At 63.9% G+C, this 23,191-nt stretch carries 19 protein-coding genes; 18 read left to right on the top strand and 1 reads right to left on the bottom strand.

Annotated features, from left to right (window positions below):
* Positions 1–24 precede the first annotated feature (24 nt).
* The 16 genes from mraZ (at position 25) to lpxC (ending at position 17,834) form a co-directional block, all read left to right on the top strand.
* Positions 25–480: a division/cell wall cluster transcriptional repressor MraZ gene (gene mraZ / locus JV551A3_RS26445; RefSeq protein ID WP_004575120.1), complete on the top strand. Its 456-nt coding sequence runs from the start codon at positions 25–27 to the stop codon at positions 478–480.
* The gene (gene rsmH, locus JV551A3_RS26440) at positions 477–1,424 is read left to right on the top strand and encodes a 16S rRNA (cytosine(1402)-N(4))-methyltransferase RsmH (RefSeq protein ID WP_133975282.1); all 948 of its coding nucleotides are present in this window, start codon (positions 477–479) and stop codon (positions 1,422–1,424) included. Before mraZ ends, rsmH begins: the two co-directional genes overlap by 4 nt.
* A complete protein-coding gene (ftsL, locus tag JV551A3_RS26435) occupies positions 1,421–1,714 on the top strand; it encodes a cell division protein FtsL (protein WP_003260787.1) in 294 nt (97 codons plus the stop codon). Before rsmH ends, ftsL begins: the two co-directional genes overlap by 4 nt.
* Positions 1,714–3,456: a peptidoglycan D,D-transpeptidase FtsI family protein gene (locus tag JV551A3_RS26430; protein WP_166674303.1), complete on the top strand. Its 1,743-nt coding sequence runs from the start codon at positions 1,714–1,716 to the stop codon at positions 3,454–3,456. The genes ftsL and JV551A3_RS26430 overlap by 1 nt, the downstream gene beginning before the upstream one ends.
* Positions 3,453–4,943, top strand: coding sequence for a UDP-N-acetylmuramoyl-L-alanyl-D-glutamate--2,6-diaminopimelate ligase (locus JV551A3_RS26425; RefSeq protein ID WP_177421368.1), 1,491 nt, complete (start codon positions 3,453–3,455; stop codon positions 4,941–4,943). The genes JV551A3_RS26430 and JV551A3_RS26425 overlap by 4 nt, the downstream gene beginning before the upstream one ends.
* A complete protein-coding gene (locus JV551A3_RS26420; protein ID WP_133975278.1) occupies positions 4,936–6,303 on the top strand; it encodes a UDP-N-acetylmuramoyl-tripeptide--D-alanyl-D-alanine ligase in 1,368 nt (455 codons plus the stop codon). Before JV551A3_RS26425 ends, JV551A3_RS26420 begins: the two co-directional genes overlap by 8 nt.
* Positions 6,303–7,385, top strand: coding sequence for a phospho-N-acetylmuramoyl-pentapeptide-transferase (mraY, locus tag JV551A3_RS26415; RefSeq protein WP_112250311.1), 1,083 nt, complete (start codon positions 6,303–6,305; stop codon positions 7,383–7,385). Before JV551A3_RS26420 ends, mraY begins: the two co-directional genes overlap by 1 nt.
* 6 nt (positions 7,386–7,391) lie before the next feature.
* Positions 7,392–8,738, top strand: coding sequence for a UDP-N-acetylmuramoyl-L-alanine--D-glutamate ligase (murD, locus tag JV551A3_RS26410; RefSeq protein WP_133975316.1), 1,347 nt, complete (start codon positions 7,392–7,394; stop codon positions 8,736–8,738).
* Positions 8,735–9,949 (top strand): putative lipid II flippase FtsW, encoded by a 1,215-nt coding sequence (gene ftsW, locus JV551A3_RS26405; RefSeq protein WP_133975276.1) that lies wholly within the window; start codon positions 8,735–8,737, stop codon positions 9,947–9,949. The genes murD and ftsW overlap by 4 nt, the downstream gene beginning before the upstream one ends.
* A complete protein-coding gene (gene murG, locus JV551A3_RS26400; RefSeq protein ID WP_133975274.1) occupies positions 9,939–11,018 on the top strand; it encodes an undecaprenyldiphospho-muramoylpentapeptide beta-N-acetylglucosaminyltransferase in 1,080 nt (359 codons plus the stop codon). The genes ftsW and murG overlap by 11 nt, the downstream gene beginning before the upstream one ends.
* The gene (gene murC / locus JV551A3_RS26395; RefSeq protein WP_046616527.1) at positions 11,011–12,459 is read left to right on the top strand and encodes a UDP-N-acetylmuramate--L-alanine ligase; all 1,449 of its coding nucleotides are present in this window, start codon (positions 11,011–11,013) and stop codon (positions 12,457–12,459) included. Before murG ends, murC begins: the two co-directional genes overlap by 8 nt.
* Positions 12,456–13,412, top strand: coding sequence for a D-alanine--D-alanine ligase (locus JV551A3_RS26390; protein ID WP_133975272.1), 957 nt, complete (start codon positions 12,456–12,458; stop codon positions 13,410–13,412). The genes murC and JV551A3_RS26390 overlap by 4 nt, the downstream gene beginning before the upstream one ends.
* A gap of 5 nt (positions 13,413–13,417) precedes the next feature.
* On the top strand, positions 13,418–14,287 hold the full coding sequence (locus JV551A3_RS26385) for a cell division protein FtsQ/DivIB (RefSeq protein ID WP_012274056.1): 870 nt from the start codon (positions 13,418–13,420) through the stop codon (positions 14,285–14,287).
* A 14-nt stretch (positions 14,288–14,301) separates the two neighbouring features.
* Positions 14,302–15,558 carry a cell division protein FtsA gene (ftsA, locus tag JV551A3_RS26380; protein ID WP_015271706.1) on the top strand — a complete coding sequence of 419 codons (1,257 nt, stop codon included), beginning with the start codon at positions 14,302–14,304 and terminating at the stop codon, positions 15,556–15,558.
* 55 nt (positions 15,559–15,613) lie between these two features.
* The gene (gene ftsZ, locus JV551A3_RS26375; RefSeq protein ID WP_003251871.1) at positions 15,614–16,810 is read left to right on the top strand and encodes a cell division protein FtsZ; all 1,197 of its coding nucleotides are present in this window, start codon (positions 15,614–15,616) and stop codon (positions 16,808–16,810) included.
* A 112-nt stretch (positions 16,811–16,922) separates the two neighbouring features.
* Positions 16,923–17,834 (top strand): UDP-3-O-acyl-N-acetylglucosamine deacetylase, encoded by a 912-nt coding sequence (gene lpxC, locus JV551A3_RS26370; protein WP_112250319.1) that lies wholly within the window; start codon positions 16,923–16,925, stop codon positions 17,832–17,834.
* Between the two features lie 333 nt (positions 17,835–18,167).
* Here the strand turns inward: lpxC and JV551A3_RS26360 are convergent, their stop codons facing one another.
* Positions 18,168–18,623 carry a DUF721 domain-containing protein gene (locus tag JV551A3_RS26360; protein ID WP_133975270.1) on the bottom strand — a complete coding sequence of 152 codons (456 nt, stop codon included), beginning with the start codon at positions 18,621–18,623 and terminating at the stop codon, positions 18,168–18,170.
* A 390-nt stretch (positions 18,624–19,013) separates the two neighbouring features.
* On the opposite strand from JV551A3_RS26360, the gene secA reads away from it, so the two are divergent.
* Positions 19,014–21,749 carry a preprotein translocase subunit SecA gene (secA, locus tag JV551A3_RS26345; protein WP_133975266.1) on the top strand — a complete coding sequence of 912 codons (2,736 nt, stop codon included), beginning with the start codon at positions 19,014–19,016 and terminating at the stop codon, positions 21,747–21,749.
* Between the two features lie 172 nt (positions 21,750–21,921).
* The gene (gene argJ, locus JV551A3_RS26340; RefSeq protein ID WP_133975264.1) at positions 21,922–23,139 is read left to right on the top strand and encodes a bifunctional glutamate N-acetyltransferase/amino-acid acetyltransferase ArgJ; all 1,218 of its coding nucleotides are present in this window, start codon (positions 21,922–21,924) and stop codon (positions 23,137–23,139) included.
* Positions 23,140–23,191 lie beyond the last annotated feature (52 nt).

Here is a 23,191-nt window from a genome sequence, read left to right as displayed (position 1 = left end):
CTAACATTGTGGGGAATCGCAGCCGTGTTCCGCGGAGCCAACGCCGTCAGCCTCGATGCCAAGGGTCGTCTCGCCATGCCGAGCCGGTACCGTGACGAGCTCGATTCGCGTTGCAATGGTCAGCTGATCGTGACCATCGACGCCGTTGACCCCTGCTTGTGTGTTTACCCCCTCGATGAGTGGGAACAGATAGAAGCCAAGTTGCGTGCCTTGCCATCTTTGCGTGAGGAAAACCGCCGCCTGCAGCGCTTGCTGATCGGTAATGCGGTTGACCTGGAGCTCGATGGCAGTGGGCGTTTCCTGGTGCCGCCCCGTCTGCGTGAGTACGCCAAGCTCGACAAGAAGGCGATGCTGGTGGGGCAACTGAACAAATTCCAGCTGTGGGATGAAGATGCCTGGAACGCGGTTTCGGCAGCCGACCTTGCAGCTATTCAACAACCGGGCGCCATGCCCGACGAATTGCGTGACCTGATCCTGTGACCATAGATAGCGGCTTCAACCACATTACCGTCCTGCTCGACGAAGCTGTCGAGGCATTGGCCCTGCGCGCCGACGGTTGCTATCTGGACGGCACTTTCGGCCGTGGCGGGCACAGCCGGCTGATTCTCAGCAAGCTCGGGCCGCAAGGGCGGCTGCTGGGTTTCGACAAAGATCCACAGGCGATTGCCACGGGGCAAGCGCTGGCGGCCGAAGACGGCCGCTTTGTCATTGTGCAGCGCAGCTTTGCCGAGCTGGGCGCAGAAGTGGCCGAGCGTGGCCTGCACGGCAAGGTCAGCGGCGTGCTGCTGGACCTGGGCGTGTCCTCGCCGCAGCTGGATGACCCCGAGCGTGGTTTCAGCTTCCTCAATGACGGCCCGCTGGACATGCGCATGAACCCGGACCAGGGCATCAGTGCCGCCGAGTTCATCGCCACGGCACCGGTGGAAGAAATCGCCCGTGTGTTCAAGGAATACGGCGAAGAGCGTTTTGCCGGGCGCATGGCGCGTGCCGTCGTCGAGCGCCGCGAAAAGCAGCCGTTCACCCGTACTGCCGACCTGGCAGAAGTGCTCAAGGTGGCCAACCCGGCCTGGGAAAAGGGCAAGAACCCGGCTACCCGCGCCTTCCAGGGCCTGCGCATCCACGTCAACAATGAGCTGGGTGACCTTGAAACCGGTCTTGAGGCTGCGCTCGATGCGCTTGAAGTCGGCGGTCGGCTGGCGGTCATCAGCTTCCATTCGCTGGAAGACCGCATCGTCAAACTGTTCATGCGCAAGCTGGTGAAAGGTGAGGCGGATAACCTGCCGCGCAACCTGCCGGTACAACACAAGGTCTTCGAGCCGAAAATCAAGCTCATCGGCAAGGCCCAGTTCGCCTCCGAAGCCGAGCTCAAGGCCAACCCACGTTCGCGCAGTGCCGTGATGCGTGTGGCGGAGAAGCTGCGGTGAGCAGGCTGTTTGCCAAACCCTTGCCAGGCGGAAGCTTCCTGATGCTTCTGCTGTTCGTTGCCGTGCTGGTTTCGGCCATTGCCGTGTCCTACAGCGCGCACTGGAACCGCCAGCTGCTCAACACCCTGTACGGCGAGTTGAACGAACGCGACAAGGCCCAGGCCGAGTGGGGCCGGCTGATCCTCGAGCAAAGCACCTGGACCGCTGCCAGCCGCATCGAAAACCTGGCTTCCGAGCAACTGAAGATGCGCGTGCCTTCTGCTGACGAAGTGCGGATGGTGGCGCCATGATGAAGCTCGAAGGCGCACTCTACCCGTGGCGCTTCCGCGTGGTGATCGGCTTGCTGGCGCTGATGGTCGGTGCCATCTGCTGGCGTATCATCGACCTTCAGGTGGTCGATCGTGACTTCCTCAAGGGCCAGGGCGATGCGCGCAGCCTGCGTCACATCCCTATCCCGGCTCACCGTGGGCTGATCACCGACCGTAATGGCGAACCGCTGGCGGTGAGTACTCCGGTTACCACCCTGTGGGCCAACCCCAAGGAAATGCAGGCCTCCAAGGAGCGCTGGCCGCAACTGGCAGCGGCGCTTGGGCAGAACCCGCAGCAACTGATCGACCGTCTGACCCAGCAGGCCAACAAGGAATTCATCTACCTGGTCCGCGGCCTGACCCCGGAGCAGGGCCAGCATGTGCTCGACCTGAAAGTGCCGGGCGTGTATGGCCTGGAAGAATTCCGCCGCTTCTACCCGGCTGGTGACGTCACCGCGCACATGGTCGGCTTCACCGACCTTGATGACCACGGTCGCGAAGGGGTAGAACTGGCCTATGACGAGTGGCTGGCCGGCGTACCCGGCAAGCGGCAGGTGATCAAGGACCGGCGCGGCCGGCTGATCAAGGACATCCAGGTAACCAAGAACGCCAAGGCCGGGAAGACCTTGGCGTTGTCGATAGACCTGCGCCTGCAGTACCTGGCCACCCGCGAGCTGCGCAACGCCATTGCCGAACAGGACGCCAAGGCCGGCAGCCTGGTGATCATGGACGTCAAGACCGGTGAGGTCCTGGCGATGGTCAACCAGCCGACCTACAACCCCAACAACCGCCGCAGCATGTTCCCGGCCGCCATGCGTAACCGCGCGATCATCGACGTGTTCGAGCCGGGCTCCACGGTCAAGCCGATCTCCATGAGCGCGGCACTGGAAAGTGGCCGCTGGAAGCCGACCGACAAGGTCGAGGTGTACCCGGGCAGCCTGCAGATCGGCCGCTACACCATCAAGGACGTATCCAGGAGCGAGGGCCCGGTCCTCGACCTGACCGGCATCCTGATCAACTCCAGTAACGTTGGCATGAGCAAGATCGCCTTCGACATCGGCGGCGAGGCTATCTACCGGGTCATGTCCCAGGTCGGCCTGGGCCAGTACACCGGCCTTGGCTTCCCCGGCGAGCGCGTCGGCAACCTGCCCAACCACCGCGAGTGGCGCAAGGCGGAGACCGCGACCCTGTCCTATGGCTATGGCGTGTCGGTGACCGCCCTGCAACTGGTGCATGCCTACGCGGCGCTGGCCAACGACGGCAAGATGGTGCCGCTGTCGATCCTCAAGGTCGACAAGGCCCCGGAAGCCGTGCAGGCCATTCCGAAGGAAACCGCCGAAACCGTCCAGGGCATGCTGCAACAGGTGATCGAAGCACCGCGCGGCGTGTTCCGCGCCCAGGTGCCGTTCTATCACGTGGCCGGCAAGTCCGGTACTGCGCGTAAAGCCACCGTGGGCTCCAAGGGCTACACCGAAAACGCCTACCGTTCGCTGTTCGCCGGCTTCGGGCCGATGAGCGACCCGCGCTACGCCATCGTCGTGGTCATCGACGAGCCGGGCAAGGGCGGCTACTTCGGTGGCCTGGTTTCGGCGCCGGTGTTCAGCAAGGTCATGTCCGGCACCCTGCGCCTGATGAACGTGCCGCCAGACAACCTGCCGCCACCCGCACCCGTCGAACAGTCGCAAGTCAATGCAGCAGCAACCGCCAAAGGAGGGCGTGGATGATGACAATGCCATTGAGCAAGCTTTTCGCCCACGCCAGCCGTGACCCGCTGATCCGTGAACTGACCCTGGACAGCCGCAATGTTCGCCCGGGTGACCTGTTCCTGGCTGTGCCGGGCGCCAAGGTCGATGGCCGCGAGCATATCGCCGATGCCCTGGCTCGCGGCGCCGCTGCCGTGGCCTATGAAGAACAGGGCGCCACGGTCCTGCCAATTACCGATGTGCCGCTCATCCCGGTCAAGGGCCTGATCGCGCAGCTTTCGGACATTGCGGGGCGCTTCTATGGTGAACCGAGCCGCCAGCTGAACCTGGTGGGCGTGACCGGTACCAACGGCAAGACCAGCGTCACCCAGCTGGTGGCCCAGGCGCTGGACGTGCTTGGCCAGCGCTGCGGCCTGATCGGTACCCTGGGTACCGGCTTCTATGGTGAGCTGCAGAGTGGCCGCCTGACCACGCCCGACCCGATCGCCGTGCAGTCGACCCTCAACGACCTCAAGAAGGGTGGCGCCAAGGCCGTGGCCATGGAGGTTTCCTCCCACGCCCTGGAGCAGGGCCGGGTCGCCGCGCTGGAATTCGACATCGCGGTCATGACCAACCTGTCCCGCGACCACCTCGACTACCACGGCAGCATGGAGGCCTATGAGGCCGCCAAGGCCAAACTGTTTGCCTGGCCGAGCCTGCGTTGCCAGGTGGTCAACCTTGATGACGATTTCGGCCGTCGCCTGGCCGACGACTTTGCTCGCCGCCCGAGTGTCGACCATATCGAAACCCGGTTGCTCAGCTACAGCCTGGAGAACCCGGAGGCCTCGCTGTTCTGCCGCGAAGCCGTGTTCAATGACGATGGCGTGCGCGCCACCCTGGTCACCGCCCAGGGCGAACGTACCCTGCGTAGCCAGTTGCTGGGCCGCTTCAACCTGAGCAACATGCTCGCCGCCGTGGCGACCCTGTTGGCGCTGGACTATGCGCTGGACGAGATCCTTGAGGTCACCCCGCAGCTGCAAGGCCCGGTAGGCCGCATGCAGCGCCTGGGTGGCGGCGACAAGCCGCTGGTGGTGGTCGATTACGCACACACACCGGACGCCCTGGAGAAAGTGCTCGAAGCCCTGCGCCCGCACGCGCACGGCAAGCTGCTGTGCCTGTTCGGCTGCGGCGGTGACCGTGATCGCGGCAAGCGCCCGCTGATGGCCGAAGTGGCCGAGCGCCTGGCCGACCGCGTGCTGGTCACCGACGACAACCCGCGTACTGAAGACCCGCTGCGCATCTTTGATGACATCCGCCCGGGTTTCGCCAAGCCTGCCGAGGTCGAGTTCGTTGCCGGTCGTGGCGAAGCCATCGCGCACCTGGTCGCCACCGCTGCTGCCAACGATGTGATCGTGTTGGCCGGCAAGGGGCACGAGGATTACCAGGAGATCAATGGCGAGCGCCATGACTTCTCCGATTTGACCGAGGCCGAAAAGGCACTTGCAGCCTGGGAGGCTCCACATGCTTAAGCCGCTTTCACTCAGCCAGCTGACCACGGCACTGAGTGGTCGCCAGATCGGTGCCGACGCCACCTTCACCGGCGTCAGCATCGACAGCCGCAGTGTTGGCGCCGGGCAACTGTTCGTCGCCCTGGCCGGCCCGCGCTTCGATGGCCACGACTACCTGGCCGATGTGAAGGCCAAGGGCGCTGTCGCGGCCCTGGTCGAGCGTGAAGTAGCCGATGTCGACCTGCCGCAGCTGCTGGTTGCCGATTGCCGCCTGGCCCTCGGCCAGCTTGGCGCGCTGAACCGTGCTGCCTTCGACAAGCCGGTGGTGGCCATCACCGGTTCCAGCGGCAAGACCACGGTCAAGGAAATGCTCGCCAGCATCCTGCGCACCCGTGGCCTGGTGCACGCCACCCGCGGCAACCTGAACAACGACCTCGGCGCGCCGCTGACCCTGCTGGAGATCGCCCCGGAGCACAGTGCCGCGGTGATCGAGCTGGGCGCTTCGCGCATTGGCGAGATCCGCTACACCGTCGGCCTGACCCAACCGCAGGTGGTCATCATCAACAACGCCGGTACCGCCCACGTGGGTGAGTTCGGTGGCCCGGAGAAGATCGTCGAAGCCAAGGGCGAGATCCTCGAAGGCCTGGGCGAGGGCGGTATCGCCATCCTCAACCTGGACGACAAGGCCTTTGCTGTCTGGAAGGCCCGTGCCGGCGCGCATCAGGTCATCAGCTTCGCCCGTAGCAACGCCAATGCCGACTTCTACGCCACCGATATCGGTCGCGATGCCCGTGGTTGCCCATCGTTCAAGCTGCATGGTGCCGGTGAAGCGGTAGACGTGCAGCTCAATGTGCTCGGTGAGCACAACGTCAGCAACGCCCTGGCCGCCGCCGCCGCTGCCCATGCCGTTGGTCTGAGCCTGAGCGGCATCGCCGCCGGCCTGGCTGCCGTGCAACCGGTCAAGGGCCGTACCGTGGCGCAGATCGCGCCGAACGGCGTGCGGGTGATCGACGACAGTTACAACGCAAATCCCACCTCCATGTGCGCGGCCATTGATATACTCGCCGGCTTTTCCGGACGCACCGTCCTGGTGCTTGGGGATATCGGCGAACTGGGGCAATGGGCGGAAGAAGGCCACCGTCAGGTGGGTGACTACGCGCGTGGTAAGGTCGACGCCCTGTATGCAGTGGGTTCCAACATGACACATGCGGTCAAGGCGTTCGGCGCCAATGGCCGCCATTTCGCTACTCAAGCTGAGCTGATCGACGCGGTTGGCGCCGAGAATGCCAGCGACACCACTATCTTGATCAAGGGCTCGCGCAGCGCTGCGATGGAAAACGTCGTGGCGGCTTTGTGCGGTGCCAGCGGGGAGAAACATTAATGCTGCTGCTGTTGGCCGAGTATCTGCAACAGTTCCACAAAGGCTTCGCGGTCTTCCAGTACCTGTCCCTGCGCGGGATTCTGGGTGTGCTGACCGCGTTGTCCCTGGCGCTGTGGCTGGGGCCGTGGATGATTCGTACCCTGCAAATCCGCCAGATCGGCCAGGCCGTGCGTAACGACGGCCCGCAATCGCACCTGTCCAAGTCCGGCACCCCGACCATGGGCGGGGCGCTGATCCTGTCCGCCATTGCCATCAGTACCCTGCTATGGGCCGACCTGACCAACCGCTATGTGTGGGTGGTGCTGATCGTTACCCTGGCATTCGGTGCCATCGGCTGGGTCGACGACTACCGCAAGGTGATCGAAAAGAACTCGCGCGGCCTGCCAAGCCGCTGGAAGTACTTCTGGCAGTCGGTGTTCGGCCTGGCTGCGGCCATCTTCCTGTACAAGACCGCGCCGACCAGCGTCGAAACCACGCTGATCCTGCCGTTCATCAAGGATGTCACCATTCCGCTGGGCATCGGCTTCGTCGTGCTGACCTACTTCGTCATTGTCGGTTCGAGCAACGCGGTCAACCTCACCGATGGCCTCGACGGCCTGGCGATCATGCCGACGGTGATGGTCGGCGGTGCCCTGGGCATCTTCTGCTACCTGTCGGGCAACGTGAAGTTCGCCGAATACCTGCTGATCCCATACGTGCCGGGCTCGGGCGAGCTGATCGTTTTCTGCGGCGCGCTGATCGGTGCCGGTCTGGGCTTCCTGTGGTTCAACACCTACCCGGCGCAGGTGTTCATGGGTGACGTCGGCGCGCTGGCGCTGGGCGCCGCGCTGGGCACCATTGCCGTGATCGTCCGCCAGGAAATCGTGCTGTTCATCATGGGTGGCGTGTTCGTCATGGAAACCCTGTCGGTGGTGATCCAGGTCGCCTCCTTCAAGCTGACCGGCAAGCGCGTGTTCCGCATGGCGCCGATCCACCACCACTTTGAACTCAAGGGCTGGCCAGAGCCACGGGTGATCGTCCGCTTCTGGATCATCACCGTGATCCTGGTGCTGATCGGCCTTGCAACCCTGAAACTGAGGTAGATGAGCGTGTCATTGATCGCTTCCGACCAATTCCGCATCGTTGTCGGCCTCGGCAAGAGCGGCATGTCCCTGGTTCGCTTCCTGGCGAGCCGGGGCATTGCCTTTGCGGTCGCCGACACCCGCGAGCAACCGCCGGAACTGGACACCCTGCGCCGTGATTATCCGCAGGTGGAAGTGCGCTGTGGTGAACTGGATGTGGACTTCCTGTGCCGCGCCAGCGAGTTGTACGTCAGCCCCGGTCTGGCCCTGGCCACCCCGGCCCTGCAGCAGGCGGCCGCGCGTGGCGTGAAGCTGTCCGGCGACATCGAGCTGTTCGCCCGCAACGCCAAGGCCCCGATCATTGCCATCAGCGGCTCCAACGCCAAGAGCACCGTCACCACCCTGGTCGGCGAAATGGCCGCCAAGGCGGGCAAGCGCGTGGCGGTGGGCGGCAACCTCGGTACCCCGGCGCTGGACCTGCTGGCCGATGACGTCGAGCTCTACGTGCTGGAACTGTCCAGCTTCCAGCTGGAAACCACCGACCAGCTCAACGCCGAAGTGGCCACCGTGCTGAACATCAGCGAAGACCACATGGACCGCTACAGCGGCCTGCCGGCCTATCACCTGGCCAAGCACCGGATCTTCCGTGGTGCCCGCCAGGTCGTGGTCAACCGCCAGGACGCCCTGAGCCGGCCGCTGCCGGTGGAAGGCCGCCCATGCTGGACCTTCGGCCTCAACCAGCCGGACTTCAAGGCCTTCGGCCTGCGCGAAGTGAACGGCGAAAAATACCTGGCGTTCGAGTTCCAGGCGCTGATGCCGGCACGTGAGCTGAAGGTTCGCGGCGCCCACAACCAGAGCAACGCCCTGGCGGCGCTGGCCCTGGGGCATGCTGCCGGTCTGCCGTTCGAACCGATGCTCGATGCACTGCGCGAGTTCGGCGGCCTGGCCCACCGTTGCCAGTGGGTGCGCGAGCGCAATGGCGTGAACTGGTATGACGATTCCAAGGCCACCAACGTCGGTGCTGCCCTGGCGGCCATCGAAGGCCTGGGTGCCGACATCGAAGGCAAGCTGGTGCTGATCGCCGGTGGCGATGGCAAGGGCGCCGACTTCGCCGCGCTGCGCGAGCCGGTCCAGCGCTTCTGCCGTGCCGTGGTGCTGCTTGGCCGTGATGCCGAGCGCCTGGCCGAAGCCCTGGGCGATGGCGTGCAACTGGTCCGCGTGAAGACGCTCGACGACGCCGTGCAGCAATGCGCCGAACTGGCCCGGGCGGGTGATGCCGTGCTGCTGTCGCCAGCGTGCGCCAGCCTCGACATGTTCAAGAACTTCGAAGAACGCGGGCGCCTGTTCGCCCAGGCAGCGGGAGGCCTTGCATGATCTTCGGCATCCTCAAGCCCTATCCGTCGCCGCTGATCAGCGGCCGTGGCATCGACCTGGACTTCGCCATGCTCGCCGGCTGCCTGGCACTGCTGGGCCTGGGCCTGGTGATGATCACCTCGGCGTCCTCGGAAGTGGCTGCGGTGCAGTCGGGCAACCCGCTTTACCACATGTTCCGCCACCTGGTGTACGTGTTCCTCGGCCTGATCGCCTGTGGCGCCACCATGCTGATACCGATCGCCACCTGGCAGCGCATGGGCTTCCTGATGCTGCTGGGCGCCTTCGGCCTGCTGGTACTGGTGCTGGTGCCGGGTATCGGCCGCGAAGTGAATGGTTCCATGCGCTGGATCGGTTTCAGCTTCTTCAACGTCCAGCCTTCGGAAATAGCCAAGGTGTTCGTGGTCGTCTACCTGGCCGGCTACCTGGTACGCCGGCAGACCGAGGTCCGCGAAACCTGGATGGGCTTCTTCAAGCCGTTCATCGTGCTGCTGCCCATGGCTGCCTTGCTGCTGATGGAGCCGGACTTCGGTGCCACCGTGGTGATGATGGGCGCGGCGGCAGCCATGCTGTTCCTCGGCGGGGTGGGGCTGTTCCGCTTCAGCCTGATGGTGGTGTTGGCGGTGGTCGCGGTGTTCGTCCTGGTACAGGCGCAGCCCTACCGTATGGCGCGTCTGATTACCTTTACCGACCCGTGGTCCGATCAGTTCGGCTCGGGCTACCAGCTGACCCAGGCGCTGATTGCCTTCGGCCGTGGCGAGTGGCTGGGCGTTGGCCTGGGCAACAGCGTGCAGAAGCAGTTCTACCTGCCTGAAGCGCACACCGACTTCGTGTTCTCTGTACTGGCCGAAGAACTCGGCGTGGTCGGCTCGCTGCTGACTATCGCGCTGTTCGTGTTCGTGACTGTGCGTGCCCTGTACATCGGCCTGTGGGCGGAAAAAGCCAAGCAGTTCTTTGCCGCTTATGTTGCGTTCGGCCTGGCCTTCCTGTGGATCGGCCAGTTCCTGATCAACATCGGCGTGAACGTCGGCCTGTTGCCGACCAAGGGCCTGACCTTGCCGTTCCTCAGCTACGGGGGCAGCTCGCTGGTGATCTGCTGTGCCTGCGTGGGCCTGTTGCTGCGTATCGAGTGGGAAAGCCGCACGCACCTGGGCAGTGAGGAACACGAATTCAGCGAAAGCGATTTTGCCGAGGAGACCAATCATGGCCGCTGACGGCAAGAACGTACTGATCATGGCGGGCGGCACCGGGGGCCATGTGTTCCCGGCCCTGGCTTGCGCCCGTGAATTCCAGGCGCGCGGTTATAGCGTGCACTGGCTGGGCACCCCGCGTGGCATCGAGAACGAACTGGTGCCCCAGGCCGGCCTGCCGTTGCACCTGATCCAGGTCAGCGGCCTGCGCGGCAAGGGCAAGCTGTCGTTGCTCAAGGCGCCGTTCACCCTGGTCAAGGCCGTGCTGCAGGCGCGGCGTATCGTGCGTGAGCTCAAGCCGGTATGCGTGGTCGGTTTCGGTGGCTATGTGACCGGTCCCGGCGGCGTCGCCGCACGCCTGTGCGGCGTACCGCTGGTGATCCACGAGCAGAACGCCCGTGCCGGCACCACCAACCGCCTGCTGCTGCCGCTGGCTGCACGCGTGTGCGAAGCCTTCCCGGCCACCTTCGCTGCCAGCGACAAACTGCGCACCACTGGCAACCCGGTGCGCCCGGAACTGTTCATGGACGCCCTGCGCGCGCCCCTGGCCGAGCGCCGTGCGCGCCTGCTGGTGATGGGCGGCAGCCTGGGTGCGGAACCATTGAACAAATTGTTGCCTAAGGCCCTGTCCGAAGTGCCCGCCGCACTGCGGCCAGAGGTATTCCACCAGGCCGGCAAGCAACACGCGCCGGTCACCGCCGAGCGTTATCGCGAGGCGGGCGTCGAGGCTCAGGTAGAGCCCTTCATCAAGGACATGGCCCAAGCCTATGGCTGGGCCGACATTGTGGTGTGCCGGGCCGGCGCCCTGACTGTCAGCGAGCTGGCGGCAGCGGGCCTGCCTTCGATGCTGGTGCCTTTGCCCCATGCGATCGACGACCACCAGACCCACAACGCCCAATATCTGGCCCGGGAAGGCGCTGCCTTCCTGATGCCACAAGCGACAACTGGCGCAGCGCAGCTCGCTGAACGCCTGAACGAGGTGCTGATGCAACCCGAGAAACTCAACGTCATGGCAGGCACCGCACGGCGCCTGGCCAAACCTGCCGCAACCAGCACCGTGGTCGATATCTGCCTGGAGGTGGCCCATGGTTGAGAGCCAGAAAGCCATGCCCCAGCCGAAGATGGGCCGTATCCGCCGTATCCACTTCGTCGGTATCGGCGGTGTGGGCATGTGCGGCATTGCCGAAGTGTTGCTGAACCTGGGCTATGAAGTGTCCGGTTCCGACCTGAAGGCCTCGCCGGTCACCGAGCGCCTGGAATCGTTCGGCGCCGAGATCTTCGTCGGCCACCGCGCCGAGAACGCCGCCACCGCCGATGTGCTGGTGGTGTCCAGCGCCATCAACCCGGCCAACCCGGAAGTCGCCACCGCCCTCGAGCGGCGCATTCCGGTGGTGCCGCGTGCCGAAATGCTCGCCGAGCTTATGCGCTATCGCCATGGCGTGGCCGTTGCCGGCACCCACGGCAAGACCACCACCACCAGCCTGCTGGCCTCGGTGTTCGCCGCTGGCGGCCTGGACCCGACCTTCGTCATCGGTGGCCGCCTGACCGCTGCCGGCACCAATGCCCAGCTGGGTACCAGCCGCTACCTGATTGCCGAAGCAGACGAGAGCGATGCCAGCTTCCTGCACCTGCAGCCGATGGTGGCCGTGGTCACCAACATCGACGCCGACCACATGGCGACCTACGAAGGTGACTTCAACAAACTGAAGAAAACCTTCGTCGAGTTCCTGCACAACCTGCCGTTCTACGGCCTGGCCGTGATGTGCCTGGACGACCCGGTCGTGCGCGAGATCCTGCCACAGGTCAAGCGCCCGACCGTGACCTATGGCTTCAGCGACGAGGCCGACATCCGCGCCATCAATGTGCGCCAGATGGGCATGCAGACCCACTTCACCGTCCTGCGTCGCGACCGCGAGCCGCTGGAGGTGTCGGTGAACATGCCGGGCAACCACAACGTGCTCAATGCCTTGGCCACCATCGCCATTGCCACCGACGAAGGCATCACTGACGAAGCCATCGTCCAGGGCCTGTCCGGCTTCCAGGGCGTCGGCCGCCGCTTCCAGGTGTACGGTGAACTGCCGGTCGAAGGCGGCAGCGTGATGCTGGTCGACGACTACGGCCACCACCCGACCGAAGTGGCTGCAGTGATCCAGGCCGTGCGCGGCGGTTGGCCAAGCCGTCGCCTGGTGATCGTCTACCAGCCGCACCGCTACAGCCGTACCCGCGACCTGTACGACGATTTCGTCCAGGTGCTGGGCGATGCCAACGTGCTGCTGCTGATGGAGGTCTACCCGGCCGGTGAAGAGCCGATCCCCGGCGCCGACAGCCGCCAGCTGTGCCACAGCATCCGTCAGCGCGGCAAGCTGGACCCGATCTACATCGAACGTGGCGTCGACCTGGCGCCGGTGGTCAAGCCACTGCTGCGCGCTGGCGACATCCTGATCTGCCAGGGTGCCGGTGATGTCGGCGGCCTGGCCCCTCAATTGATGAAAAGCCCGCTGTTCGCTGGCGCCAAGCAGGAGAAGTCGAAATGACCAGCGCCTACGACAAGCTGCACTCGACCCTGGACGCCAAGGCGTTCGGCCGCGTCGCGGTGCTGTACGGCGGCAAGAGCGCCGAGCGCGAAGTGTCGCTCAAGTCCGGCGCCGCGGTGATCGACGCGCTGACCACTGCCGGTGTCGACGTGGTCGCCATCGACGTGGGTGACGACCTGCTCGACCGCCTGCAAAACGAGAAGATCGACCGCGCCTTCATCATCCTCCACGGCCGTGGCGGTGAAGACGGCAGCATGCAAGGCCTGCTCGAGTGCCTGGGCATCCCCTACACCGGCAGTGGCATCCTTGCCTCGGCATTGGCCATGGACAAGCTGCGCACCAAGCAGGTGTGGCAGAGCCTGGGCATTCCGACCCCGCGCCATGCGGTGCTGGCGAGCGAAAGCGATTGTTTGCAGGCCAGCACGGAACTGGGCTTCCCGCTTATCGTCAAACCCGCCCATGAAGGTTCCAGCATCGGCATGGCCAAGGTGAACAGCGCCCAGGAACTGGTCGCCGCCTGGCAGGACGCCGCCCGATACGATTCCCAGGTGCTGGTGGAACAGTGGATCCACGGGCCGGAGTTCACCGTCGCGGTATTGCGCGGCCAGGTGCTGCCGCCAATCGCCCTGGGTACGCCGCACGTGTTCTACGACTACGACGCCAAGTACATCGCCAACGATACCCAGTACCGCATTCCGTGCGGCCTGGACAGCGTCAAGGAACAGGAACTGATCGACCTGACCGCGCGTGCCTGCGATGCCATCGGCATCGAAGGCTGGGGGCGGCTGGACGTGATGCAGGACGAGCAGGGCCAGTTCTGGCTGCTCGAAGTCAACACCGCACCCGGCATGACCGACCATAGCCTGGTGCCCATGGCGGCCCGCGCGGCCGGCCTGGACTTCCAGCAACTGGTGCTGGCGATCCTGGCCGAAAGCGTGGCGACGCGAGGTTAACAACCATGCAAGGCGCGATGATACGTCAGCAGCAACCCGTTACCGGCCGCAGCAAGCCGGTGCCGCGTGGTGCCAGCCGGCTGGTGGCCGACGAGCCCGTATCGGCGCGCCTGCCGCGGCCAAGCCTGGGTGGTCTCAAGCGTCTGCTGTGGCCGGTGCTGCTGGTGGCGGCCGGGTTTGGCGCCTACGAGGGCGCCATTCGCCTGATGCCTTACGCCGACCGGCCGATCACCAAGATCGACGTTCAGGGTGACCTCAGCTACATCAGCCAGCAGTCGGTGCAGCAGCGTATCGCGCCCTACGTGGCAGCGAGCTTCTTCAGTGTCGACCTGCCGGCGATGCGCGCGGAGCTCGAGCAGATGCCGTGGATCGCCCATGCCGAAGTGCGCCGGGTGTGGCCGGACGAGGTGGTGATCCGCCTGGAAGAACAGTTGCCGGTGGCGCGCTGGGGTGACGAAGCCTTGCTCAACAACCAGGGCCAGGCCTTTACCCCGCGCGAACTGGCCAACTACGAGCACCTGCCGCAGCTGGCCGGGCCGCAGCGTGCTCAGCAACAAGTGATGCAGCAGTATCAGGTATTGAGCCAGATGCTGCGCCCCCTGGGCTTTTCCATCGCTCGCCTGGAGCTGCGCGAGCGAGGCAGCTGGTTCCTGACCACGGGCGCGAGCAGCGCCGGGCCGGGCATCGAGCTGCTGCTGGGGCGCGACCATCTGGTGGAGAAGATGCGCCGTTTCATTGCCATTTACGACAAGACACTCAAAGACCAGATCACCACTATCGCCCGCATTGATCTGCGTTATTCCAACGGACTTGCCGTTGGTTGGCGGGAACCGATTGCACCGACGACGGCCCAACCCGCCGTTGCGAAGAATTAGAGAGAGGCAGGACCATGGCAAACGCGCATAGCGGCAAAATGATCGTCGGGCTGGACATCGGCACCTCCAAGGTGGTGGCGCTGGTTGGTGAAGTGGGCGAGGACGGCACCCTGGAAATCGTCGGGATCGGTACCCATCCGTCCCGCGGCCTGAAAAAAGGCGTGGTGGTGAACATCGAGTCCACCGTGCAGTCGATCCAGCGCGCGGTGGAAGAAGCGCAGCTGATGGCCGGCTGCCGCATCCACTCGGCCTTCGTCGGCGTGGCCGGCAACCACATCCGCAGCCTGAACTCCCACGGCATCGTCGCCATCCGCGACCGCGAAGTCAGCCTGGCCGACCTGGAGCGCGTACTCGACGCCGCCCAGGCCGTGGCCATCCCGGCCGACCAGCGCGTGCTGCACACCCTGCCGCAGGACTACGTGATCGACAACCAGGAAGGCGTGCGCGAGCCGCTGGGCATGTCTGGCGTACGTCTGGAAGCCAAGGTCCACGTGGTCACCTGCGCCGTCAACGCGGCACAGAACATCGAGAAGTGCGTACGCCGCTGCGGCCTGGAAATCGACGACATCATTCTCGAGCAGCTGGCCTCGGCCTACTCGGTGCTGACCGACGATGAAAAGGAGCTGGGCGTGTGCCTGGTGGACATCGGTGGTGGCACCACCGACATCGCCATCTTCACCGAGGGCGCGATCCGTCACACCGCGGTAATCCCGATTGCCGGCGACCAGGTGACCAACGACATCGCCATGGCCCTGCGTACCCCTACTCAGTACGCCGAAGAAATCAAGATCCGCTACGCCTGCGCCCTGGCCAAACTGGCTGGCGCCGGCGAGACCATCAAGGTGCCGAGCGTGGGTGATCGCCCACCGCGCGAGCTGTCGCGCCAGGCCCTGGCCGAGGTGGTGGAGCCACGTTACGACGAGCTCTTCACCCTGATCCAGGCCGAACTGCGCCGCAGCGGCTACGAGGACCTGGTGCCGGCCGGCATCGTCCTCACCGGCGGCACCGCGAAGATGGAAGGCGCCGTGGAACTGGCCGAGGAAATCTTCCACATGCCGGTACGCCTGGGCGTGCCGCACAGCGTTCGGGGGCTCAGCGACGTGGTGCGCAACCCGATCTATTCCACCGGCGTGGGCTTGCTCACCTACGGCCTGCAGAAGCAGACCGAAGACTTGCCCCTGACCGGTAACAGCAGCAACAACAGCTATGGCGATGAACCGAAGGCTCCAGTGCTTGAACGCTTCAAGCGCTGGGTCCAGGGCAACTTCTAAGTTTCAAAGCAGTAGTGGTAGGCGCGACAACTAGAGAACTGTAAGGAGAGGGAAAATGTTCGAGCTCGTAGACAACGTCCCGCAAAGCCCGGTCATCAAAGTGATCGGTGTTGGCGGTGGTGGCGGCAACGCCGTCAACCACATGGTCAAGAGCAGCATCGAAGGCGTGGAATTCATCTGCGCCAACACCGATGCTCAAGCGCTGAAGAACATCGGCGCGCGCACCATCCTGCAATTGGGCACTGGCGTGACCAAGGGCCTGGGTGCCGGTGCCAATCCGGAAGTCGGCCGCCAGGCCGCGCTGGAAGACCGTGAGCGCATCGCTGAGGTGCTGCAGGGCACCAACATGGTGTTCATCACCACCGGCATGGGCGGCGGTACCGGTACCGGTGCAGCGCCGATCATCGCCGAAGTGGCCAAGGAAATGGGCATTCTCACCGTTGCCGTGGTGACCCGTCCGTTCCCGTTCGAAGGCCGCAAGCGCATGCAGATCGCCGATGAAGGCATCCGCATGCTGGCCGAAAGCGTCGACTCGTTGATCACCATCCCCAACGAGAAGCTGCTGACCATCCTGGGCAAGGATGCCAGCCTGCTGTCTGCCTTCGCCAAGGCCGACGACGTACTGGCCGGTGCCGTGCGCGGTATCTCCGATATCATCAAGCGCCCGGGCATGATCAACGTCGACTTCGCCGACGTGCGTACCGTGATGGGTGAAATGGGCATGGCCATGATGGGTACTGGCTGCGCCAGCGGCCCGAACCGTGCGCGTGAAGCCACCGAGGCAGCGATCCGCAACCCGCTGCTGGAAGACGTCAACCTGCAGGGCGCCCGCGGCATCCTGGTGAACATCACCGCAGGCCCTGACCTGTCGCTGGGCGAGTACTCCGACGTCGGTAGCATCATCGAAGCCTTCGCCTCCGACCACGCCATGGTCAAGGTCGGCACCGTGATCGACCCGGACATGCGTGACGAGCTGCACGTGACTGTAGTGGCTACTGGCCTGGGCGCGCGCATCGAGAAGCCTGTGAAGGTGGTCGACAACACCCTGCAGACTGCCCAGCAGGCGTACGAGGCTTCCAACCCGGCGCCGGTCCGTCAGGAGCAGCCTGCGGTCAACTACCGTGACCTGGAGCGCCCGACCGTAATGCGCAACCAGGCCCATGCAGGTGCTGCTGCAGCCGCTAAACTGAACCCTCAGGATGACCTGGACTACCTCGATATCCCGGCATTCCTGCGTCGTCAGGCTGATTAATGGAATTTATCAGGGGTATAAAGGTGATTGGTATTCATCAAAGGTTGGGTCTGTTATCATCCCCAGCCTTTGTTGATACCTGTTCGCAATTTGCGCTGAAGCGGCCAATGCCATGATTAAACAACGCACCCTGAAGAATACCATCCGTGCCACAGGTGTCGGTCTGCACTCCGGGGAGAAGGTTTACCTGACCCTCAAGCCTGCACCTGTTGACACCGGCATCGTCTTCCGCCGCGCCGACCTCGACCCTGTGGTCGAAATACCGGCGCGCGCGGCCAACGTCGGCGAGACAACCATGTCGACGACGCTGGTCAACGGTGACGTCAAGGTCGATACGGTCGAGCACCTGCTCTCCGCCATGGCGGGCCTGGGCATCGATAACGCCTACGTCGAGCTCTCCGCCTCGGAAGTGCCGATCATGGATGGCAGCGCCGGACCCTTTGTATTCCTGATTCAGTCTGCAGGCCTGGAAGAACAGGACGCAGCCAAGAAGTTCATCCGCATCCTGCGTGAGGTAACCGTGGAAGAGGGCGACAAGCGCGCCACTTTCCTGCCTTTCGACGGCTTCAAGGTGAGCTTCGAGATCGACTTCGATCACCCGGTGCTTCGCAACCGGACCCAGAGCGCCAGCGTCGACTTTTCCAGCACCTCGTTCGTGAAGGAAGTCAGCCGCGCGCGCACCTTTGGTTTCATGCGTGACATCGAGTACCTGCGCAAGCACAACCTTGCGCTGGGTGGCAGTGTCGAGAACGCCATCGTGGTTGATGAGGACGGCGTGCTGAACGAAGACGGCCTTCGTTACGAAGACGAATTCGTCAAGCACAAGATTCTCGACGCCATCGGCGACCTCTACCTGCTAGGCAACAGCCTGATCGGCGAGTTCAAGGGCTTCAAGTCCGGCCACGCGCTGAACAACCAGCTGTTGCGCAAGCTGATTGCCGAAACCGATGCCTGGGAAGTGGTCACTTTCGAAGATGCCAGCACGGCACCGATCTCGTACATGCGCCCTGTTGCGGCCGTGTAAGTTCGAACACTCTCTAGTTCATTGAGGCCACCTTCGGGTGGCCTTTTTTATTGCTGACGCATTTTGCCCGGCAGGTCCGGCCATTCGCGGGCACGCCCGCTCGCCCAGTCTTTGGGCTGCGCTGTCGCATAGAGAACCGAATTCGCAAGCGGTCCGCGTACCCTGTGGGAGCGGCTTTAGCCGCGAAGAATCCAGCGCGGTGAATGGCACCGGCTGCGCCGGTGTTCGCGGCTAAAGCCGCTCCCACAGAGTCCCCGCTAATTCAATGAGTTATGTGCAGTTCTAAGAGGGCGGGCGTACCCGCGAATGGACTGCGCAGCAGTCCCGAAGGTGTCAGCGCTTGTCCTGGGCGTGAGCTGCCAGCCTTTCCAGCGCTGCGCGCAGCTTGGGGTCGGTGATGCCCCCGGCGGTATCGCGCAGGCTCTCGGCTGCGTTGTTGGACAGTTCTGCCGCATGGCCACCACGCTTGGCGGGCACCAGCGGGGGTTGGACCTTGTACAGGATGCGCCTGAGGTTGCCGAAGGCTTCCATTCCCTGCAATGCCGCCAGCAAGCGTTTCTGCTGATAACGCAGGCGGGTTGCCCAGTGGCCGTCGGTTACCACCAGCAACAATGTGCCATCTCGCCACGACGCCACATGGCAGTGCTCGCGGGCGGCCGGTTGCAGCTGGCTTTCCAGCAGGCGCTGCAGGTGCTCCAGGCGTTCGGCCTGGTTCAGCAGCAGGCGCAGCGGGCGGACCTGGCGGAGCAGGGCCGAGGGCGGCTGGGCGGGGGAGGGTTTGTAGGCCATGGGGGTACGCATGAGGTTACATGGTCCGCAGTCTAACATCTCTATAGCCTGCACTGGCCTCTTCGCGGGTGAACCCGCTCCCACAGGTACGGCACTGCCCTTGATGTGTAGGTGGTCCTGTGGGAGCGGGTTTACCCGCGAAGAGGCCGGCACAGATAACAAAAGACAAGACTCATTCGCGATACGTTTCATCTTCCCGAACCTTGAACTCAGGGAAAATGCCCCTATCTAAAACCAGCCCCCGCCAAAACGCTGTACAAGCATCGTGGAAATCCACCACTTTCCTCACCATCGTTTCCGGGTAGAATGCTCGTTCGCATGCGGCCTCAGGGCTGCACGGGCGACTCATGGGGCCGCCCTCCATCCCTACGTGTGGAAGATCCTGCCGATATGTTTGCGCCTTTGTTAAAGAAACTTTTTGGAAGCAAGAACGAGCGTGAAGTAAAACGCATGCTCAAGACGGTGAACATCGTCAATGCCTTCGAAGAGAAGATGGTGGCCCTCTCCGACGAGCAACTGCGGGGCAAGACCGCAGAGTTCAAGGAGCGCCTGGCCAAAGGCGAGACACTGGACCAGTTGCTGCCTGAAGCCTTCGCCGTGGCCCGTGAGGCCGGCAAGCGCGTGATGGGCATGCGCCACTTCGACGTGCAGCTGATCGGCGGCATGACCCTGCACGAGGGCATGATCGCAGAAATGCGTACCGGTGAAGGCAAGACCTTGGTCGGTACCCTGGCCGTGTACCTCAACGCACTGTCCGGCAAGGGCGTGCACGTGGTCACCGTCAACGACTACCTGGCCCGCCGCGACGCCAACTGGATGCGCCCGCTGTACGAGTTCCTCGGCCTGTCGGTCGGCATCGTCTCGGCCTTCCAGCCGCCGGAAGAAAAGCGCGCCGCCTACGCGTCCGACATCACCTACGGTACCAACAACGAATTCGGTTTCGACTACCTGCGCGACAACATGGCATTCAGCCAGGAAGAGAAGTTCCAGCGTGAACTGAACTTCGCCGTGATCGACGAAGTCGACTCCATCCTCATCGACGAAGCGCGTACCCCGTTGATCATTTCCGGTCAGGCCGAGGACAGCTCCAAGCTGTACATCGAGATCAACCGTCTGATCCCGCGCCTTACCCAGCACATCGAAGAGGTCGAAGGCCAGGTCACCCAGGAAGGCCACTTCACCATCGACGAGAAGAGCCGTCAGGTCGAGCTGAACGAAGCCGGTCACCAGTTCATCGAAGAGATGCTCACCCAGTCCGGCCTGCTGGCCGAGGGCGAGAGCCTGTACTCGGCGCATAACCTGAGCCTGCTGACCCACGTCTATGCCGGCCTGCGCGCGCACAAGCTGTTCCACCGCAACATCGAATACATCGTTCAGGACGGCCAGGTCCTGCTGATCGACGAGCACACCGGCCGTACCATGCCAGGCCGTCGTCTGTCCGAAGGCCTGCACCAGGCCATCGAAGCCAAAGAAAACCTGAACATCCAGGCCGAGAGCCAGACCCTGGCTTCGACCACCTTCCAGAACTACTTCCGCCTGTACACCAAGCTGTCCGGCATGACCGGTACCGCTGACACCGAAGCGTTCGAGTTCCAGTCGATCTACGGGCTCAACGTGATGGTCATTCCGCCGAACAAGCCGTTGGCGCGTAAAGACTTCAACGACCTGGTGTATCTGACTGCCGACGAGAAGTACGCCGCGATCATCGCCGACATCAAGGAAAGCATGACCCACGGCCGCCCGGTGCTGGTAGGTACGGCGACCATCGAAACGTCCGAGCACATGTCCAACCTCCTGAAGAAGGAAGGTATCGACCACAAGGTGCTCAACGCCAAGTACCACGAGAAAGAAGCCGAGATCATCGCGCAAGCCGGTGCGCCAGGTGCCCTTACCATCGCCACCAACATGGCCGGCCGCGGTACCGACATCCTGCTGGGCGGTAACTGGGAAGCCGAAGTGGCCGCCCTGGAAAACCCGACTGCCGAGCAGATTGCCCAGATCAAGGCCGACTGGCAGAAGCGTCACCAGCAAGTGATCGAGTCGGGTGGCCTGCACGTGATCGCCTCCGAGCGCCACGAATCGCGCCGTATCGACAACCAGCTGCGTGGCCGTTCCGGCCGTCAGGGCGACCCGGGTTCCAGCCGCTTCTACCTGTCGCTGGAAGACAGCCTGATGCGTATCTTCGCCTCTGACCGGGTTAAGAACTTCATGAAGGCGCTGGGCATGCAGTCCGGCGAGGCCATCGAGCACCGCATGGTTACCAACGCCATCGAGAAGGCCCAGCGCAAGGTCGAAGGCCGCAACTTCGACATCCGCAAGCAGTTGCTGGAATACGACGACGTGGCCAACGAGCAGCGCAAGGTGATCTACCACATGCGCAACAGCCTGCTGGCCGCCGAGAACATCGGCGACACCATCGTCGAATTCCGCAAGGAAGTGCTGGACGCTACCATCAGCCAGCACATTCCGCCGCAGTCGCTGCCCGAGCAGTGGGACGTGGCCGGCCTGGAGGCTTCGCTGGCCAGCGATTTCGCCATGAAACTGCCGATCCAGCAGTGGCTCGACGAGGACGATCACCTCTACGAAGAGACCCTGCGCGAGAAGCTGCTGAACGAAATCACCACCGCGTACACCGAGAAGGAAGATCAGGCCGGCATCGAAGCCCTGCGTACCTTCGAGAAGCAGATCCTGCTGCGCGTGCTGGACGACTTGTGGAAAGACCACCTGTCGACCATGGACCACCTGCGTCACGGTATTCACCTGCGTGGTTATGCGCAGAAGAACCCGAAGCAGGAATACAAGCGCGAATCCTTCAGCCTGTTCCAGGAGCTGCTCGAGTCGATCAAGCGCGACACCATCCGCGTGCTGTCGCACGTTCAGGTACGCCGCGAAGACCCGGTCGAAGAGGAAGCCCGTCTGCGCCGCGAGGCCGAGGAACTGGCCAGCCGCATGCAGTTCCAGCACGCCGCTGCACCGGGCCTGGAAAGCGAGCAACTGAACGAGGAGGGCGCCGAAGTGGCCGTCGCCTCGGCACCTGTGCGCAACGAGCAGAAGCTGGGCCGCAACGAGCCGTGCTGGTGTGGTTCGGGCAAGAAGTTCAAGCATTGCCACGGGCAGATCGAGTGATCTGACCTGAATGGGGCCGCGTTGCGGCCCTATCGCGACACAAGGCCGCTCCCACAGGGATAGCGCACAGCCGCAACGCTGGGCCGTCCTATGTGGGAGCGGCCTTGTGTCGCGATGGGGCGCGAAGCGGCCCCGCTTTTCGATATCAACCGTAATTTCTAGGAGCGCTCTAATGGCTGTTGGTCTTGGTCCTTTGCCCACCCTGCACCCGGTCCCGGGTTTTGAACTCGGCATCGCTTCTGCCGGCATCAAGCGCCCTGGGCGCAAGGATGTGGTGGTCATGCGCTGCGCCGAAGGCTCCAGCGTGGCCGGCGTGTTCACCCTCAACGCCTTCTGCGCAGCGCCGGTGATCCTGTCCAAGCAGCGCGTGCAGGGCACCGTGCGCTACCTGCTGACCAACACCGGTAACGCCAACGCCGGCACCGGCGCGCCAGGCCTGGCCGCCGCCGAGCGTACCTGCGCCAAGCTGGCCGAACTGGCCGGCGTACCGGCCGAGTCGGTACTGCCGTTCTCCACTGGCGTGATCGGCGAGCCGCTGCCGGTCGAGAAGATCGAAGGCGCGCTGCAGGCCGCCCTTGACAACCTGTCGGAAAACCACTGGGCCGAGGCTGCCACCGGCATCATGACCACCGACACCTTGCCCAAGGGTGCCAGCCGCCAGTTCCAGCACGATGGCGTGACCGTTACCGTCACCGGCATCAGCAAAGGTGCAGGCATGATCCGCCCGAACATGGCCACCATGCTCGGCTACATCGCTACCGACGCCAAGGTTGCCCCTGCGGTGCTCAAGGACCTGATGCTGGATGGCGCCAACAAGTCGTTCAACCGCATCACCATCGATGGCGATACCTCGACCAACGACTGCTGCATGCTGATCGCCACCGGCAAGGCCAACCTGCCGGAAGTCACCGAAGCCAGCGGCGCGCTGTTCGAAGCGTTGAAGAAGGCGGTGTTCGAAGTGTGCATGGAAGTGGCCCAGGCCATCGTCCGTGACGGCGAAGGCGCCACCAAGTTCGTTACCGTGCAGGTCAACGGCGGTGGCAACCACCAGGAGTGCCTGGACGTCGGCTACGCCGTGGCCCACTCGCCGCTGATCAAGACTGCGCTGTTCGCCTCCGACCCCAACTGGGGCCGTATCCTCGCCGCCGTTGGCCGTGCCGGCGTACCGGAGCTGGATGTGAGCCTGATCGATGTGTACCTGGACAACGTGTGCATTGCCAGCAAAGGTGGCCGCAGCCCGAGCTACACCGAAGACCAGGGCGCCAAGGTAATGGCCCAGGAAGAAATCACCATCCGTATCGAGCTGGGCCGTGGCCAGTGCAGCGAATCCATCTGGACCACCGACCTGTCCCACGAGTACGTGAAGATCAACGCCGAATACCGTACCTGATGTAGTTGGGGCCGCGTTGCGGCCCTTTCGCGACACAAGGCCGCTCCCACAA

Source organism: Pseudomonas inefficax, from assembly GCF_900277125.1.
Classification (GTDB): Bacteria; Pseudomonadota; Gammaproteobacteria; order Pseudomonadales; family Pseudomonadaceae; genus Aquipseudomonas; species Aquipseudomonas inefficax.
The sequence above is the reverse complement of the archived record's forward strand: the minus strand, read 5'-3'. Positions and strand labels throughout refer to the sequence as shown.

Excerpts from the sequence above, each read along its gene's own strand:
- JV551A3_RS26385 (WP_012274056.1), top strand. The coding sequence starts at position 13,418 with ATGCAAGGCGCGATGATACGTCAGCAGCAACCCGTTACCGGCCGCAGC.
- JV551A3_RS26425 (WP_177421368.1), top strand. The coding sequence starts at position 3,453 with ATGATGACAATGCCATTGAGCAAGCTTTTCGCCCACGCCAGCCGTGAC.
- JV551A3_RS26390 (WP_133975272.1), top strand. The coding sequence starts at position 12,456 with ATGACCAGCGCCTACGACAAGCTGCACTCGACCCTGGACGCCAAGGCG.
- ftsA (WP_015271706.1), top strand. The coding sequence starts at position 14,302 with ATGGCAAACGCGCATAGCGGCAAAATGATCGTCGGGCTGGACATCGGC.
- murG (WP_133975274.1), top strand. The coding sequence starts at position 9,939 with ATGGCCGCTGACGGCAAGAACGTACTGATCATGGCGGGCGGCACCGGG.
- murC (WP_046616527.1), top strand. The coding sequence starts at position 11,011 with ATGGTTGAGAGCCAGAAAGCCATGCCCCAGCCGAAGATGGGCCGTATC.
- mraY (WP_112250311.1), top strand. The coding sequence starts at position 6,303 with ATGCTGCTGCTGTTGGCCGAGTATCTGCAACAGTTCCACAAAGGCTTC.
- secA (WP_133975266.1), top strand. The coding sequence starts at position 19,014 with ATGTTTGCGCCTTTGTTAAAGAAACTTTTTGGAAGCAAGAACGAGCGT.
- JV551A3_RS26420 (WP_133975278.1), top strand. The coding sequence starts at position 4,936 with ATGCTTAAGCCGCTTTCACTCAGCCAGCTGACCACGGCACTGAGTGGT.
- ftsZ (WP_003251871.1), top strand. The coding sequence starts at position 15,614 with ATGTTCGAGCTCGTAGACAACGTCCCGCAAAGCCCGGTCATCAAAGTG.
- JV551A3_RS26360 (WP_133975270.1), bottom strand. The coding sequence starts at position 18,623 with ATGGCCTACAAACCCTCCCCCGCCCAGCCGCCCTCGGCCCTGCTCCGC.
- JV551A3_RS26430 (WP_166674303.1), top strand. The coding sequence starts at position 1,714 with ATGAAGCTCGAAGGCGCACTCTACCCGTGGCGCTTCCGCGTGGTGATC.
- lpxC (WP_112250319.1), top strand. The coding sequence starts at position 16,923 with ATGATTAAACAACGCACCCTGAAGAATACCATCCGTGCCACAGGTGTC.
- ftsW (WP_133975276.1), top strand. The coding sequence starts at position 8,735 with ATGATCTTCGGCATCCTCAAGCCCTATCCGTCGCCGCTGATCAGCGGC.
- argJ (WP_133975264.1), top strand. The coding sequence starts at position 21,922 with ATGGCTGTTGGTCTTGGTCCTTTGCCCACCCTGCACCCGGTCCCGGGT.